This window comes from Brevundimonas kwangchunensis (assembly GCF_039523815.1).
Taxonomy (GTDB): domain Bacteria; phylum Pseudomonadota; class Alphaproteobacteria; order Caulobacterales; family Caulobacteraceae; genus Brevundimonas; species Brevundimonas kwangchunensis.
In genome coordinates this window covers 357,623-373,940 of sequence record NZ_BAAAGA010000002.1, presented here as the reverse complement: position 1 = coordinate 373,940, position 16,318 = coordinate 357,623, and the positions used below count along the sequence as shown (strand labels likewise).

The 16,318-nt window shown below is 69.8% G+C and carries 13 protein-coding genes; 7 read left to right on the top strand and 6 right to left on the bottom strand.

All coding sequences use genetic code 11. From position 1 onward, the window contains the following. Window positions 1–23 precede the first annotated feature (23 nt). Window positions 24–563, bottom strand: coding sequence for a porin family protein (locus ABDZ95_RS06800; protein ID WP_343791998.1), 540 nt, complete (start codon window positions 561–563; stop codon window positions 24–26). A 187-nt stretch (window positions 564–750) separates the two neighbouring features. After that, window positions 751–3,441 carry a pyruvate, phosphate dikinase gene (gene ppdK, locus ABDZ95_RS06795; protein WP_343791996.1) on the bottom strand — a complete coding sequence of 897 codons (2,691 nt, stop codon included), beginning with the start codon at window positions 3,439–3,441 and terminating at the stop codon, window positions 751–753. 907 nt (window positions 3,442–4,348) lie between these two features. Between ppdK and ABDZ95_RS06790 the strand changes: the two genes are divergently transcribed. Beyond that, the gene (locus ABDZ95_RS06790; protein ID WP_343791994.1) at window positions 4,349–5,425 is read left to right on the top strand and encodes a site-specific DNA-methyltransferase; all 1,077 of its coding nucleotides are present in this window, start codon (window positions 4,349–4,351) and stop codon (window positions 5,423–5,425) included. Window positions 5,426–5,576: 151 nt separating this feature from the next. Here the strand turns inward: ABDZ95_RS06790 and ABDZ95_RS06785 are convergent, their stop codons facing one another. Continuing rightward, entirely contained in the window at window positions 5,577–6,605 is a 1,029-nt protein-coding gene (locus ABDZ95_RS06785) for an A/G-specific adenine glycosylase (protein ID WP_343791992.1), read from the bottom strand. 21 nt (window positions 6,606–6,626) lie between these two features. Here ABDZ95_RS06785 and ABDZ95_RS06780 point away from each other — a divergent pair, with 21 nt between their 5' ends. From ABDZ95_RS06780 to smc, 5 genes are all read left to right on the top strand, one after another. After that, window positions 6,627–7,172, top strand: a complete 546-nt coding sequence (locus ABDZ95_RS06780; protein ID WP_343791990.1) for a DUF721 domain-containing protein — start codon at window positions 6,627–6,629, stop codon at window positions 7,170–7,172. Between the two features lie 61 nt (window positions 7,173–7,233). Continuing rightward, a complete protein-coding gene (locus tag ABDZ95_RS06775) occupies window positions 7,234–7,893 on the top strand; it encodes a thioredoxin domain-containing protein (protein ID WP_343791987.1) in 660 nt (219 codons plus the stop codon). 133 nt (window positions 7,894–8,026) lie between these two features. Continuing rightward, window positions 8,027–8,680 carry a thioredoxin domain-containing protein gene (locus ABDZ95_RS06770; RefSeq protein WP_343791985.1) on the top strand — a complete coding sequence of 218 codons (654 nt, stop codon included), beginning with the start codon at window positions 8,027–8,029 and terminating at the stop codon, window positions 8,678–8,680. A gap of 30 nt (window positions 8,681–8,710) precedes the next feature. Next, the gene (locus tag ABDZ95_RS06765) at window positions 8,711–9,316 is read left to right on the top strand and encodes a thioredoxin domain-containing protein (protein ID WP_343791983.1); all 606 of its coding nucleotides are present in this window, start codon (window positions 8,711–8,713) and stop codon (window positions 9,314–9,316) included. A gap of 13 nt (window positions 9,317–9,329) precedes the next feature. Continuing rightward, the gene (gene smc, locus ABDZ95_RS06760; protein ID WP_343791981.1) at window positions 9,330–12,767 is read left to right on the top strand and encodes a chromosome segregation protein SMC; all 3,438 of its coding nucleotides are present in this window, start codon (window positions 9,330–9,332) and stop codon (window positions 12,765–12,767) included. A gap of 9 nt (window positions 12,768–12,776) precedes the next feature. Here the strand turns inward: smc and ABDZ95_RS06755 are convergent, their stop codons facing one another. Next, entirely contained in the window at window positions 12,777–13,490 is a 714-nt protein-coding gene (locus ABDZ95_RS06755) for a WecB/TagA/CpsF family glycosyltransferase (protein WP_343791979.1), read from the bottom strand. A 48-nt stretch (window positions 13,491–13,538) separates the two neighbouring features. On the opposite strand from ABDZ95_RS06755, the gene ABDZ95_RS06750 reads away from it, so the two are divergent. Further along, window positions 13,539–14,003 carry a hypothetical protein gene (locus tag ABDZ95_RS06750; protein ID WP_343791977.1) on the top strand — a complete coding sequence of 155 codons (465 nt, stop codon included), beginning with the start codon at window positions 13,539–13,541 and terminating at the stop codon, window positions 14,001–14,003. Here ABDZ95_RS06750 and ABDZ95_RS06745 read toward each other — a convergent pair. Next, window positions 13,972–15,114, bottom strand: a complete 1,143-nt coding sequence (locus ABDZ95_RS06745) for a mechanosensitive ion channel family protein (protein ID WP_343791975.1) — start codon at window positions 15,112–15,114, stop codon at window positions 13,972–13,974. The two genes, ABDZ95_RS06750 and ABDZ95_RS06745, sit on opposite strands and share 32 nt — an antisense overlap. A gap of 55 nt (window positions 15,115–15,169) precedes the next feature. Continuing rightward, a complete protein-coding gene (gene murG, locus ABDZ95_RS06740; protein ID WP_343791973.1) occupies window positions 15,170–16,258 on the bottom strand; it encodes an undecaprenyldiphospho-muramoylpentapeptide beta-N-acetylglucosaminyltransferase in 1,089 nt (362 codons plus the stop codon). Window positions 16,259–16,318 lie beyond the last annotated feature (60 nt).

The following is a 16,318-nucleotide window of genomic DNA, read 5'->3' as shown; positions in this document are numbered from 1 at the left end:
TCATCTGGTGACTCCGCGTCGCTTTAGAAGCGACGGACGAAGCTGAGACCGTAGGTGTCGGCTTCACCACCGTCGCCGCGGAAGTCGCGACGTGTCCAGTCGGCGCGCACGCCGTTACGACCGTCGATGAAGTAGTTGGCGCCGACGCCATAGTTGACGCTCTCGCCATCGGCCGAGGCGCTTACGCCGGCCACGTCGGCGGAGACGCGGGTCGTGCCGTAGCCGAGACGGCCGAACAGCTCGAGGTTCTCGTTGACCGGCAGCTTGGCCACGCCATAGGCGGCCGCATCCCAGTCATGCTCGACCTTGCCGTTGACGCCGGCGACGGTGATGTCGTCGTCCTTCACGCCGATCGAGGCTTCACCTTCGATGCCGAAGTTGCGGTTGAAGTCATAGCCGACCCGGCCGGTGATCGCGCCCAGATTGCCGTTGTCCGTGTCGAGCTGCGTGTAGCCGATCGAGCCGGTCACCGGGTTTGCCGGCGGGTTGCCCGGGATGCTTTGCGCTATGGCAGGCGCGGCGATCAGAGTAACGGCGGCAGTAGCGAGAAGAATGTTACGCATTGTTTCTGTATCCTCTAGATGCGGTGACTTCTGCGGTCACCGGCCCCATCCAGCGGGATACAAATGGGTCGCGTCCGGAGCAGTTCCAGACGCGCCCCTGAACTTGCCTTCGACTGTGAGCGACAAGGCACAGACGGTGATACGCCAATCCGGGCCTTATCGTGTTCTCATTCGGGCAAGCTGAAACCTAGCGGTCCTTTTCGCGCTCCGTGCCAGCCTTGGCGTGCAGCGCTGCCTGGGCCGCGGCGAGGCGGGCGATCGGCACGCGATAGGGCGAGCAACTGACGTAGTCGAGGCCGACCTCCTCGCAGAAGGCGATCGACGACGGATCGCCGCCGTGCTCGCCGCAGATGCCGGTCTTGATGTCCGGGCGCGCGGCGCCGCCACGCTCTTTCGCAATGCGGATCAGGTCGCCGACGCCGTCCTGATCCAGACGGACGAACGGGTCGGTCTCGAAGATGCCCTTGTCCAAATAGGCCTGCAGGAAGCGGCCGGCGTCGTCGCGGCTGATGCCGAACGTCGTCTGGGTCAGGTCGTTGGTGCCGAAGCTGAAGAACTGGGCGTGCTCGGCCAGATCGCCGGCGCGCAGGGCGGCGCGGGGCAGTTCGATCATGGTGCCGACCAGATACTCGACGCTATCGCCGGCCTCGTCGAACACCGCCTTCGCCGTGCGGTCGGTCAGTTCGCGCAGGTACTTCATCTCGAGGCCCAAGGCGACGAGCGGGTGCATGATCTCGGGGATCGGCGCGAGGCCCGAGGCCTTCTTCACTTCGAGCGCCGCTTCGAGCACAGCCCGGACCTGCATCTCGTAGATCTCGGGATAGGCGACGCCCAGACGGCAGCCGCGATGGCCGAGCATCGGGTTGGTCTCGTGCAGTTCCTTCGCCCGGCGCTTCAGCTTGGCGGCGTCGAGACCCGAGCCGGCGGCCAGGGCGTCGATGTCGGCTTCCGAGTGCGGGATGAACTCGTGCAGCGGCGGATCGAGCAGGCGCACCGTGACCGGCAGGCCGGACATGATGGTGAACAGCTCGACGAAGTCGCCCTTCTGGAACGGCGCGATCTTGGCAAGCGCAGCGCGGCGGCCCTTCTCGTCGTCGGCCAGGATCATCTCGCGCACGGCGGCGATCCGGGTGTCGTCGAAGAACATGTGCTCGGTGCGGCACAGGCCGATGCCCTCGGCGCCGAAGCCACGGGCCGTCTTCGCATCCAGCGGCGTCTCGGCGTTGGCGCGCACCTTGAGGCGGCGCACGCCGTCGGCCCAGCCCATCAGGGTCTGGAAGTCTCCGGTCAGCTCGGGCTCGATCATCGGCACGGCGCCGTCCAGCACCTCGCCCCTGGACCCGTCGATGGTGATGACCTCTCCGGCCTTGAAGGTGCGGCCCCGGGCGGTGAAGGTCCCGGCCTTGTCGTTGATCGACAGCTCGTTGATGCCGCAGACGCAGGGACGGCCCATGCCGCGGGCGACGACGGCGGCGTGGCTGGTCATGCCGCCGCGCGCGGTGACGATGCCGCGGGCGGCGTGCATGCCGTGGATGTCCTCGGGTGAGGTTTCCTCGCGAACTAGAATGACCGCCTCGCCCAGACCGGCCAGACGCTCGGCCTCGTCGGCGTCGAAGACGATCTTGCCGGTGGCGGCGCCGGGTGAGGCCGGCAGGCCGGCGGCCACCACGGTGCGGCTGGCGTTCGGGTCCAGCGTCGGGTGCAGCAGCTGGTCGAGAGCCGCCGGCTCGACGCGGCTGACGGCCTCGTCCTGCGAGATCACGCCTTCGCTGGCCAGATCGACGGCGATCTTCAGCGCCGACTTGGCGGTGCGCTTGCCGTTGCGGGTCTGCAGCATCCAGAGACGGCCCTGCTCGACCGTGAACTCGATGTCCTGCATGTCGCGGTAGTGCGTCTCCAGCCGGGTCACGACATCGACGAACTGGCCGAAGACGTCCGGCATGGCTTCTTCCATCGAGGGGGCGGTCTCACCCATTTCCTCGCGGCCGGCCTTCGTCAGCGACTGGGGCGTGCGGATGCCGGCGACGACGTCCTCGCCCTGGGCGTTGATCAGGAACTCGCCGTAAAGCTTCGCCTCGCCCGTCGACGGGTTGCGGGTGAAGGCGACGCCGGTGGCCGAGGTCTCGCCCATGTTGCCGAAGACCATCGACTGGATGTTCACGGCGGTGCCCCAGCTTTCAGGGATGTCGTGCATGCGGCGATAGAATTTGGCCCGGTCGTTCATCCAGCTGGCGAAGACGGCGCCGACGGCGCCCCACAGCTGGTCGTGCGGGTCCTGTGGGAAGGCGTGGCCGAGGCGCTCCTCGACGACACGCTTGTAGTCGGCGACCACTTTCTCCCAGTCCTTCGCGGACAGGTCGGTGTCGACGGTGACGCCGAGGCGGTCCTTGTGGTCGTCCAGCACTTCCTCGAAGTCGTCATGGCCGAGGCCCAGCACGACGTTGGAGTACATGGTGATGAAGCGGCGGTAGCTGTCGAAGGCGAAGCGGCGGTCGCCGGACAGGGCGGCCAGCCCCTCGACCGTCTCGTCGTTGAGGCCGAGGTTCAGGACGGTGTCCATCATGCCCGGCATGGAGGCGCGGGCGCCCGAGCGCACCGAGACCAGCAGCGGATTCTTCGGATCTCCGAACGCCTTGCCGACGATGCCCTCGACCTTGGCCAGACCGGCCTTCACCTGTTCGGCGAGATCGGCGGGGTAGGACTGGCCGTTGGAATAGTAGTGGACGCAGGCCTCGGTGGTGATGGTGAAGCCCGGCGGAACCGGCAGGCCCAGCGAGGACATCTCGGCGAGGTTCGCGCCCTTGCCGCCGAGGAGGTTCTTCATCGACGCATCGCCATCGGCCGAGCCGCCGCCGAAGCCGTACACCCACTGAGTCATCAATCAGCCCCTGAGCCGTTGTCCGTCCGCGGCGGATTCGCTCCGCTCGCGGTGCATGCGCCCCGCTTACCGTGCTGCGACCGCGAAGGCGAGGCTGAGGGCGTAACAAACCGTGAAGTGATGTGTCGTTCCCTCAGTTCCGGATCGACCCCTCCACCCCCGCCTTCGGCGGCGGTCCCCCTCCCCGCTACGCGGAGAGGTGAGAGGCATGCGGGATCGCCGCTTCGGCTGAAGCGGTGCGGGGAAGGCGCGGGGCGGCCGGGCCTCGCCCGGTGCTGATAGATAAATACCGTTTCGACGAAGCAGACCGCCCCGCGTGGTCGTTGGACGCGCGCCCCCGGGTTGGCGGCCCTGTTGGAGCCTTGCCGGGTCAACGATCGCTCCCGTTGCCGGGACCGACCGGAGTGGAACAGGCAGTTCCACTGAAGCTGCGCGGCGAGCAAGCGGACAGCATCCATCACTGTCCGACGAGGACCCCGAGGCTACCCGTCGCCCCGGCTTCGTCGCTCGACCACAGCCCGCCGTCGTCGAGAAGCGTGGATCCGACGCCCTCCCCATCGACGGGATGGCGAAGAGTATGAGGCCGGCGGAAAGTCAGGACGCTTCGTAACGCTACTTTTTTCGGAAGGCGCAGGATTTCAGTGGGTTGGGCGGCGGGGGATGGCTGACAATCGGAAAATAGTGCGCGGCGTAGAACCCCTCCGTCTCGTCGCGCGAGCGCGTCGAGCCACCTCCCCACTGCGTGGAGAGGTGAATCTGTGTCTGTGCTCACCTCTCCAGCGAAGCTGGGGAGGGGGATCGCCGCCGGAGGCGGGGGTGGAGGAGTCCACACATGCTCCGCGCCTAAACCCCGCCTTAACCGTAAGGATTCACCTTGTCGGTCTCATTTGTGCGGGGCCGCGTTTCCATGTCCGAGCTGAAGACCGACGTCATCCTGAAGGGCGACTGCATCGAGATGCTGCGCACCCTGCCCGACGCGTCCGTGGACATGGTCTTCGCCGATCCCCCTTATAACCTGCAGCTGGGCGGCGACCTGCTGCGCCCGGACAACAGCGTGGTCGATGCGGTCGACGACGACTGGGACAAGTTCGACAGCTTCGCCGCCTATGACGCCTTCACCCGCGACTGGCTGAAGGAATGCCGGCGCGTACTGAAGCCGGAAGGCTCGATCTGGGTGATCGGCAGCTATCACAACGTCTTCCGCCTCGGGACCGCGATCCAGGACCTGGGCTTCTGGGTGCTGAACGACATCATCTGGCGCAAGTCCAACCCGATGCCGAACTTCAAGGGCACGCGGTTCACCAATGCCCACGAGACCCTGATCTGGGCGGCGAAATCGCGCGAGCAGAAGCGGTACACCTTCAACTACGACGCCCTGAAGGCCTTCAACGAGGACACGCAGATGCGGTCCGACTGGACCTTCGCCCTGTGCACGGGCGAGGAGCGGATCAAGGACGCCGACGGCAAGAAGGCCCACCCGACGCAAAAGCCCGAAGCCCTGCTGCACCGCGTGCTGCTGGCCGCCAGCAAGCCCGGCGACGTGGTGCTGGATCCGTTCTTCGGCACCGGCACCACCGGCGCGGCGGCCAAGCGTCTGGGCCGCCACTTCATCGGCATCGAGCGCGACGAAGGCTATGTGAAGGTGGCCGAGAAGCGCATCAAGGCGGTGATCCCTGCCTCGCCGGAGGACCTGATCGTCACCGGCTCGAAGCGGGCCGAACCCAAGGTGCCGTTCGGCGCACTGGTCGAGGCGGGCCTGCTGCAGCCGGGCGACCGCCTGTACTGCCCCAAGGGCGAGCGCGAGGCGCGGGTGCGGGCGGACGGCTCGCTGGTCGCCGGCACGCTGAGCGGGTCGATCCACAAGATGGGCGCCCTGTTCGAGAACGCCCCGGCCTGCAACGGCTGGACCTACTGGCGCTTCAAGTCGGATCAGGGCCTGCGCCCGATCGATGCGCTGAGGGCCGAGATCCGCGCGGGGATGTAAGTCACCCCTCCACTATCTGTGTGCGGATCGACCCCTCCACCATGCTTCGCATGGTCCCCCTCCCCAGCTTCGCTGGAGAGGTGAGGGATTGCGTTCACCTCTCCACGCAGTGGGGAGCTGGCTCGGCGGCGTAGCCGGCGAGACGGAGGGGTCAGGCCAGCCCGCGTTCCAGCGCCTTGCGGAAGACGGTCGGCAAGCCAGCCAGCGCTTCCTCCACCGGCGTCCAGATAAACTCCCCCTGCCCCGTCGCCGTGCGAACCGTCAGCGTCAGGCTGAAGTGGGTGAAGACGTGCTCGATGGCGCCGGCCTCGCGCCAGCCGGCGGGGACGGGCGGCGCGGCGTCGGGGGTTGAGCTCCAGTCCGAGGTCGGCAGCCCCAGCATGCCGCCGAGCAACCCCTTGTCCGGACGGCGGACAAGACCGACGCGGCCTTGGTCGTCGCGCAGCACCCAGGCGAAGCCGTGGCGGTGCGGGCGCTCGGCCTTCTTCGTCTTCAGCGGATAGCGCTCGGGTTGGCCAGAGGCGTAGCCGGCGCACCAGCGGGTAATCGGGCAGTCGCCGCAGAATGGTGACTTCGGGCGGCAAACGGTGGCGCCGAGGTCCATCAGAGCCTGGGCCCAATCGCCCGGGCGTTCGTCGCGGATCAAGGAGCCGGCGAGGCGGCGCAGCTCGGGCCGGGCGGCGGGGACGGGCGTCTCGACCGCGAACAGCCGGGCCATGACCCGCTCGACATTGCCGTCGACGACATTGGCGGCGCGACCGAAGGCGATGGCGGCGACGGCGGCGGCGGTGTAGGCGCCGACGCCCGGCAGGGCCAGCAGGCCCTCCTCCGTGTCCGGAAAGACGCCGTCGTGCTCACTGGCGACGGCGCGGGCGCAGGCCAGCAGATTGCGGGCGCGGGCGTAATAGCCGAGGCCCGCCCAGGCGGCCATCAGCTCGCCGTCCTCGACCGCCGCCAGATCGCCGACCGTGGGCCAGCGGCGGGTGAACTCGAGGAAGTAAGGCGTGGCGTGGGGGGTGGTGGTCTGCTGCAGCATCACCTCGGACAGCCAGACCCGGTATGGGTCAGGCCGCGTCCCGACGCCGGGCGGCGTGCGCCAGACGAGCGAGCGTGCGTGGACATCGTACCAGTCCAGCAAGGCGGCGCGCAGGGCGGGGACGTCGGAAGGGACGGATGGCATCGATCGCGCTATAGACCGGAAATGCGCCGCACGCTGCCCACAGACGCCGAGGCCCGCGAAATCCTGTCGCGTCGCAAGACGCGGCCGGCGCCCCGGCCCGCGCCGCGCGCCGGGCGGGCGCTGCAGGGGCTGATCAAGGAACTGGACGGCAAGTTCGGGCGTGGAGCCAGCGCGCTGGAGCCCCGCTGGCGCGAGATCGTCGGCGAGCGGCTGGCGAAGGTGACGCGGCCGCAAAAGCTGACGAAGAACCGCGACGGCTCGGGCGGGACGCTGGAGCTGCGGGTGGCCGGGCCGGCGGCCCTGCTGGTGCAGCACCAGTCCGAGGACATCCTGCAACGGGTGAACCTGTTCCTCGGACCGGGCTCGGTGACAAAGCTGAGGATCGCGCAGGGGCCGGTGAAGCCGCTGGCCGATGCATCCGCGCCGGTGAAGCGGGCGCCGAAGGCCGCGCCCCTGTCGGCGGCGGCTGAAGCGGAGCTGAAGGCCTCGGTCGGCGATGCGGCCGATGCGCTGAAGGGACCGCTGGAGCGGCTGGGCCGGGCGGTTCTCGGCCGGCGCGACACCTGAGCCGTTGACAACCGGGAGCCGGACAGGACCCATGCGGGCCACAGTCCAGCCGAGGTTTCCCATGCGCGCCTTCCCCATCGCCCTGACCCGCCGCGCGTCAATCGCCGCTCTGGGCGCCGCTCTGGGCGCCGCCGCCCTGCTGGCGGGCTGCAGCGGAAGCGGAGGCGCAAGCGGCGCCGCGGAGGGCGACATGGCGCTGGGCGCGCCCGAGGGGACCAAGGTCACGGTGGTGGAGTACGCCTCGGTCACCTGCCACGTCTGCGCCGCCTGGCAGAACGAGAACTGGGCGGAGTTCAAGACGCGCTACGTCGACACAAACAAGGTCCGCTACGTCTTCCGCGAAATCCCGACGCCGCCCGTGCCGGTGGCCGTCGCAGGCTTCCAGATCGCGCGCTGCGCCGGCGAGGACAAATATTTCGACGTGGTCCACGCCCTGATGAGCACCCAGGGCGAGTGGCAGAACGGCGGCGATCCGCGCGACACCCTGTTCCGTATCGGCAACGGCGTGGGCCTGAGCAACGACCGCATCCAGGCCTGTATCACTGATCCCGAGGGCATCGCCGCCATCGAGGCGCGGGCCGAGGCGGCGCGCAAGGCGGGCGTGGCCGGCACCCCCACCTTCTTCGTCAACGGCGTGAAGGTCGAGACGCCCGGCTCGCAGAGCGGGACAAGCCTCGCCGACCTGTCGGCGGCGATCGAGGCGGAACTGGCCAAGAGCTGATCCACCGACCTTCGCGTGACCGGCTTCGCGCGACGTTGACAAACCTTCGCCGCACCTGTTCTCGAAAACGCTGGAATGCGCGCGTTTCCGGGAATCGCGCGATGCTGACGAGTTCTGTTCCCTGAGGATGACGATGTCCAAGATCAACTACGCCGCCATGAGCCGCCGCGCGGCGATCACCGCAGCCGCACTGGCCGCGATGGCGACACTGGGCGCCTGCAGCGGAGGCGGCGGCGCCGGCGGCGCGGCGGAGGGCGACATGGCCATGGGCGCCGCGGAAGGCGCCAAGGTCACCGTGGTCGAATACGCCTCGGTCACCTGCCCGCACTGCGCGGCCTGGCAGAACAACGTCTGGGCCGACTTCAAGACCAAGTACGTCGACACCAACAAGGTGCGCTACGTCTTCCGCGAACTGCCGACCGCCCCGAACGAGATCGCCGTGGCCGGCTTCGCCATCGCGCGCTGCGCCGGCGCCGACAAGTATTTCGACGTGGTCCACACCCTGATGGCCGGTCAGGACGAGTGGCGCACCGGCGCGGTCACGCCGCGCGATTTCCTGTTCCGCGTGGGCAACGGCGCCGGCCTGAACAACCAGCAGATCCAGGAGTGCATCACCGACCCCGACGCGCTGAAGGCCGCCGATGCGCGCGCCCAGGCCGCGTTCAAGGCCGGCGTCTCGGGCACCCCGGCCTTCTACGTCAACGGCACTCAGGTGATCACGCCGGGCGGCGAAGGCGCGAGCCTGGCCGACCTGTCGACCGCCATCGACGCCGAGCTGGCCAAGTAAGCACCGATGGTCGGGGGACGTCGGTCACTGTTGATCCTCGCTGCGCTGGCCCTGCTGGCGCCGCTGGCCACCGCCTCGACGCCCGCCGTGGCGGTCGAGACGGTCGCGCCTGTGACCTCGGCCGACCGCACGATCGGCCGCGCCGACGCGCCGGTGACGGTGATCGAGTACGCCTCGTTCGCCTGCCACCTGTGCGCGGACTGGCACCAGTTCGTCTTCCCGGTCTTCAAGCAGCGGCTGATCGACACCGGTCAGGTGAGGTTCGTGTTCCGCAACCTGCCGACGCCGCCCGAGCAGATGTCCCTGCCCGCTGCCGCTCTGGCCCGTTGTGCGGCGCCGGAGCGGTTCTTCGATGTCGCCTCTGTCCTGATGCGGGGTCAGGCGGCGGTGCTGCGGGGCGGCTCGCTGGATGACTGGTGGGCTCCGGCGGTGGCCGCCAGCGGACGGACCCGCGCCCAGATCGACGCCTGCGCGGCGACACCGGCCGTTCGCGCGGCGATCAACCGCGATATCGAGAGCGCCCACGCGGTCGGCGTGAACTCCACCCCCTCCTTCTTCGTCAACGGACGCCGGGTGACGGATCGCAGCCTGGGCGGACTGGAGGTCGCGATCCGCGCGGCCCAGGCCGAACGGTAGAGGCGGGCCGCCGGTGCAGTTCCAGCGCCTCAGGCTCGTCGGCTTCAAGTCCTTCGTCGATGCGTCGGAGTTCCACATCGAGCCGGGCCTGACCGGGATCGTAGGCCCGAACGGCTGCGGCAAGTCGAACGTGCTGGAAAGCCTGCGCTGGGTGATGGGCGCCAACTCAGCCAAGGCCATGCGTGGCCAGGGCATGGACGATGTCATCTTCGCCGGCGCCGCCAATCGCCCGCCGCGCAGCCACGCCGAAGTCCAGCTGACGATCGACAACGCCCAGCGACGCGCGCCCCAGCCGTTCACGGACAGCGCCGTCATCGAGGTTTCGCGCCGGATCGACCGGGGCCAAGGCTCAACCTACCGGATCAACGGCAAGGAGGTCCGGGCGCGCGACGTGCAGCTGCTGTTCGCCGACGCCTCGACCGGCGCCAACTCCCCCGCTCTCGTCCGGCAGGGTCAGATCAGCGAGCTGATCGCCGCCAAGCCGCAGAACCGTCGGCGCATTCTGGAAGAGGCAGGCGGCGTCGCAGGCCTGCACACACGACGGCATGAGGCCGAGCTGAGGCTGAAGGCGGCCGAGACCAATCTCGAGCGTCTGGACGACATCGGGCGCGAGCTGGAGACGACGCTGGCCCGGCTGAAGCGCGAGGCGAGGCAGGCGGAGAAGTACAAGAAGATCTCGGCCGAGATCCGGGCCCTGCAGGCCTCGCTGGTCTATGTGCGCTGGAACGACGCGCGGATGGCGGCGGAAACCGCGAAAGCCGAGCTGGCCGAGGCCGACCGCGCGGTCCTGGAGGCGACTACGGCCTCGGGCCGGGCGCAGACGGCGGCGCTGAATGCGCAGGAAGCCCTGAAGCCGGCCCGCGAGGAAGACGCCGTCGCCGGCGCCCTGTTGCACCGGGCCTCGCTGGAGCGCGACCGGCTGGACATGGCCGAGCAACAGGCGCGCGCCGAGGTCGACCGGCTGAAGGCCGAGGGCCAGCGGATCGCCGCCGACATCGAACGCGAGACCGGCATGGCCGGGGACGCCGAGAGTGAACTGGCCCGCCTGACGGAGGCCTTCGAGACCCTTACCACCGAGATCGCCGCGGCGCCCTCGCGCGGACCGCAGTTGGACGCCGCCTTGACCGCCGCCGAGGACGCCCGCAAGGCGGCCGACGCCGAGGTCGAACGGGTCGCCGGCGCCGTGGCCGCAGTCGAGGCGCGGGTCTCGGCCGAGAACGCCCGCAAGCGCGACGCCGAGGCGCGGGTCGAGCGGGCGCAGGCCCAGCTGGCGACGACGAAGCGGGAGCGCGAGGCGCTGGGCCCGCTGGAGACGCCCGAGATCGAGGCCGCCCGCGCCGCGCTGAAGACCGCCCAGGCCGAGCTGGCGACCGCCCGCGCCGCCGTCGAGGCCGCCGAGACCGACCGGGGCGACAAGGCCCGCGCCGAGCAGGAGGCGCGTCAGGCGGCCCGCGGCGCGGAGGATCGCTTGGGCCGGCTGCAGACCGAGGCGCGCGGCCTCGCCCAGCTGCTGGTGCAGGGCAAGCGCGAGCATCCGCCGGCGCTGGACAAGGTTCAGGCCGACAAGGGCTACGAGGCGGCGCTGGCCGCGGCTCTCGGCGACGATCTGGATGCGGCGCTGGACGCCCGGGCGGCGGCGCACTGGGCGGGGGCGGATGTCCCCTCCCCCTCCTGGCCGAGGGGCGTGGAGCCGCTGGCGGACCATGTCTCGGCGCCGGATCAGTTGAAGGCGCGTCTGGCCCTGTGCGGGGTGGCGGCGAAGGGCGAGATCGCCGCGCTGGCCAAGACCCTGCCGGTCGGCGCGCGTCTGGTGACCACCGACGGCGACCTGTGGCGCTGGGACGGGTTTGTGCAGCGGGCTGAGGCCCCGCGTCCGGCCGCCGTGCGTCTGGCCCAGCGCACCCGCCTGTCCGAGCTGGAAGCCGAGATCGACGAGGGCAAGCCGGCGCTGGAGGCGGCTCAGGCCGCGCTGAAGTCAGCGACCGACGCCTTCCGCACCGCCGAGGAGGCCGTGAAGACCGCCCGCGCCGCACCATTCGCGCTGGACAAGGCCGTGACCGCCGCCCGCGACCGGGTCGAGGCGCTGGGCCGGGAACAGGCGCGCAAGGAAGCGCGGGCTCAGGCGCTGGACGAGACCCTGAACCGCCTGACCGGCGAGGTCGAGGCGGCCGAGGCGGCGCTGGCGGAGGCGCAGGGGGCCGAAGCCCCGTCCGAGACCCTCGCCGCCCTGCGCGACGAACTGACGGCCGCTCGCACGGCGGCGGATGCGGCGCGCGGCGCGTCGGCGACCGCCCGCGTGGAGCGCGATGCCGAGGCCCGGGAGGTCGCCGGCCGCCAGTCGCGGATCGAAGGATTGGCGCGCGAGAAGGACGGCTGGGCCGGCCGGGCAAAGGACGCCAAGGCCCGTGTGGTCGCGCTGGAGAAGGATGCCGAGAAGACCGCCGCGCGACTAAAGGCCTCTGAGGAGGCGCCGGAACAGCTTGCGGCCCAGCGCTCGACCCTGCTGGACGCCCTGACCGTGGCCGAGACCCGCCGCAAGGCCGCCGCCGACGCCCTGTCAGTCGCCGAGGGGCAGGCCGGGGACGCCGACCGCGCCGCGCGCGCCGCCGAGAGCGCCGCGTCGCAGGCCCGCGAGGCCCGCGCCGGTCTGGCCGCCCGCGAGGAGGCCGCCGCCGAGCGTCTGCTCGACGCTGCCAACATGGTCCGCGAGACGGCGCAGATGTCGCCCGAAGAGCTGGGCCAGAAGCTGATGGATGACGCCATCGCCCGCCCGCCGGACGCCGCCGGGGCAGAAAGCCTGCTGATGGGGCTGGAGCGCGAGCGCGAGATGCTGGGCGCGGTCAATCTGCTGGCCGAGGAAGAGGCGAACGAATACGGCGACCGCCTGCAGACGATGAAGGTCGAGCGGTCGGACCTGACCAGCGCCATCGCCAAGCTGCGCGACGGCATCGACGAGCTGAACGCCGAGGGCCGCGAACGGCTGGTCGCCGCGTTCGACATCATCAATGAGAATTTCCGGACCCTGTTCGAGGCCCTGTTCGGCGGCGGCCAGGCCGAGCTGAAGCTGGTCGAGAGCGACGATCCGCTGGAAGCGGGCCTGGAGATATTCGCCTGCCCGCCCGGCAAGCGCCTGTCGGTCATGAGCCTGATGTCCGGCGGCGAGCAGGCCCTGACGGCGGCGGCGCTGATCTTCGCCGTCTTCCTGGCCAATCCGGCGCCGGTCTGCGTGCTGGACGAAGTCGACGCGCCGCTGGATGACGCCAACGTCGATCGCTACTGCCGCATGCTGGACGAGATGCGCAACCGCACCGACACCCGCTTCATCGTCATCACCCACAACCCGGTGACCATGAGCCGGATGGACCGCCTTTACGGGGTGACGATGCCGGAGCGTGGCGTCAGCCAGCTGGTGAGCGTGGACCTGAGTCAGGCGGAGACACTGGTGGCTTAAGCCGCCGGCCTACCGCAGCACTTCGGTCTTCACGAACCAGCCGAAGATCGCCGGGCCCTCGATCACATAGCGGCGGAACATGCGTTTAGGCTGGCTGAGCAGGCGGTGGAGCCATTCCAGCGAGAGCTGCTGGAAGACCTTCGGCGCGCGGTGCTGGCGGCCGGTGAGGAAGTCGATGGAGGCGCCGACGCAAAGGGCAACGCCGAAGGGGCGGCCGGCGGCGCGCAGGGCGTGGGCGAAGCGCTCCTGCTTGGGGAAGGAGACGCAGGTCAGCAGGACGTCCCATTCGGCCGCGCAGGCGGCGCCGACCGTGGCGTCCCAATCGGGCGTGCCAGGCGTCAGCATCGGGGCCGCGATGTAAGTGAACCGGCGGGTCGGATAGCGGGCGACCAGATCGTCGAAGGCCGCGCGATCGGGGCCGAAGACGCCGAAGGTCAGATCGTGGTTTGAGGCCAGCAGGTCGGCGGTCATGTCCGACCCCGGATAGACCGACAGGCGCTTGCCCCGCAGACGCGCCAGATGGGCGAGGATGCGGCTGTCGCAGATCATCAGGGCGGCGCCGCGGTAGATATCCTCGGCGACCCGGCCGTCCATCAGCTTGATGACGTGATCCACGTTGGGCGTGACGACATAACCGTAGGGCCGGCGCGCCATCTCCGCGACCTGCGCCAGCAGTTCGGCGCGGTCGCCGTCGGCGAAATCGAGGGTCATGAAGCGCGTCATGGCAGAAGCCTACTCGAACCGCGGTCAACGCCCGGTTACGATGGGGACATGAAAATGCTCGTCGCCGCATCTCTGGTCGCCGCCCTGTTCTCGTCGCCTGCCATCGCGCAGGACGACGACTTCCATCATCTGGTGCTGGCGGGCATCGGGCGGTTCGCGGTGTTCGCGGATCTGGGCTCCATCCAGGCGGACGGCGATGGCTTGCGCATGCGCGCCTTCCAGGTCGCCGAGGAGGATTTCGAGGTCGCCGGACAGGCCTACTGGGGCGGCTGGTCGTGGTGGCGGTTCGACTGCGCGACCGGCACGGCGGACCGGCTGGACTTCGCCTCGGTAAAGGCCGGGGGCGCCGAGGGGCCGGCGACGCCCGATCCCGCGCCGGCCTATGCGGCGACTCCGGGCGGGGACGCGGCGGAACTGCTCGAAATGGCCTGCCGTCCGCCGGCTCACTGGCGCGACGGGCACGAGACGCTGGAGGCCGCCGTCAGGACCGGTCGAGCTGCGCTGGCTGAGTGATCAGACCGTCGGCCGGGTGCGACAGCCCGGCGTTCAGCTGACGCTGTCTCGGCAGGGCCTCGGGGCAGTGGTCGCGCATGAAGGCCAGCATCTTCTCGCGAATCTCGCAGCGCAGGTCGAAGGCGGTCGGGGCGTTGCGCGCGCTTGCGAGGCAGCGGATCTGGGCCGTCCGGTCGCTGATGTCGGTGACCTGCAGGGCGATGACGTCTCCGTCCCACAACGGACTTTCCTTGCAAATGCGCTCAAGCTCGGCGCGCAGGCGATCGATGGGCGCCTCGTAGTCGACGTAGAGGAAGGCCGTGCCGATCAGCCGGGCCGTCTCGCGAGTCCAGTTCTGGAACGGCTTGGAGATGAAGTAGCTGAGCGGCAGGATCATGCGCCGCCAGTCCCACAGCTTCACCACGACATAGGTGGAGGTGATCTCCTCGATCTGGCCCCACTCGCCCTCGACGATGACGGCGTCGTCCAGCCGGATGGGCTGGTCGGTGGCGATCTGGATGCCGGCGATCATGTTGGTCAGCAGCGGCTGCAGCGCCAGACCGGCGATGATGCCCACAACACCGGCGGAGGCGAGCAGGCTCATACCCCACTGTCGCACCGCGCCGATGGTCATCAGGGCGAGGCCCAGAGTGACAATACCGATCAGCAGGGCCGAAACGCGCTGGAGGATGCGGGCCTGGGTCACATGCTTGCGGGCGATCAGATTGTCCTCGGCCGCCATGTTGAAGCGGCGCAGATAGACGACGGCCCACATGTCGCTGGCGCCGATGGCCATCCAGCCCAGCGTCAGGATGAAGAGGAACAGCAGCGCCTGCCGGATCGCGAGCGACGGCTCGGGGTCCAGCGGCGAGATGGTGACCGCGAAAGCCAGGGCTGCGATCATCACCGCGACCCGGACCTTCAGCCGCGCCCGGCCGACGAGGCCGCGCCAGAACAGGTCGCGCTTGCGCACGATGAGCTGGAGCAGGCCGAAAACGATCTGGTTCGCCGCCCAGCCGATCACCACGCAGACGGCGACGATGACGCTGACGACCACCCATTCGGGCAGCCAGTAGAACTCGCGCCAGAGGCGGAAGACCTCGCGGGTCAGGTCGGTGACGAAGCTTGGCATGGCGACGCCTTAACGCGAGTCGCCCGATCAGGGTCCCAGTCGGTTCTCGAGCGGGTCAGCGCGCCGCAGCCTCGACCATGTCGGCGAGGTGCCGGGTGGCGTCCGGCAGGGCGGCGGAGCGAGCGCCGGCGCTCATGGAGGCGAGGCGCGCCGGATCCGACAGCAGGCCGTTCAGGACGATGGTCAGGGCCTCGACCGTGACGGCGCCCTCCAGCATCACCTCGGCGCCGCCGGCGTCGGCGAGGCTGGCGGCGTTGAAGCGCTGGTGGTCGTCCATGGCGATGCCGAGCGGGATCAGCAGGGACGGCACGCCGGTGACGGCCAGCTCCGAACAGGTCGAGGCGCCGGCGCGGCCGATCACCAGATGCGCCGCCGACAGACGCTGCGCCATGTCCCGGAAGAAGGGTGCGACCTCGGCGTCGATCCCGGCCTCCAGATAGATCTGACGCGCAGCCTCAAGAGTTTCGGGGCGGGACTGTTGCTGGACCTTGAGGCGGGCCTTGAGCGGCTCCGGCAGGGCGGCCAGTGCCTGCGGCACGGCCTCGGACAGGATGCGGGCGCCTTGGCTGCCGCCGGTGACGAGAACGTGGATCGGGCCGCCGTCGACAGGGGCGGTAAACGGGCGGTCGTACAGGGCGCGGATATCCGGGCGCACCGGATTGCCGATCAGGCTGACGCGCGCGCCCATGCCCTGCGGGACCTTCTGCAGGTTGGGAAAGGACGAGGCGATCTGGCCGACGTAGGGCGCCAGCCAGCGGTTGGTGCGGCCCAGCACGGCGTTCTGTTCGTGAAGCAGGGTCGGTCGCTTCTGGCTGAGAGCGGCCAGCAGGGCGGGAGCGGACGGATAGCCGCCGAAGCCGACGACGACCGAGGCGTCGAGCCGCCTCAGCGCCGAACGGGCCTGAACCACGCCCTTGAGGATGGCGACGCCGGCCTTCGCCATGCCGATCGGACCGCGACCGGTGGCGGCGTCCAGCGCCAGCCGCTCCTCGGCCGGGAAGTTGTGGGCGTAGGCCTCGCCACGCCGGTCGGTCGCCAGCACGATCCGCCAGCCGCGCGCGGCCAGTTCGCGGGACAGGGCCTCGGCGGGGAACATATGCCCGCCGGTGCCCCCGGCGGCGACGACGCAGACTTTGGAGTTCATGGGTAGGTTTCTGCCTGAGGACGGAGAAGGGCGCTACTGGTCTGCGATCTGTGCGGGGGT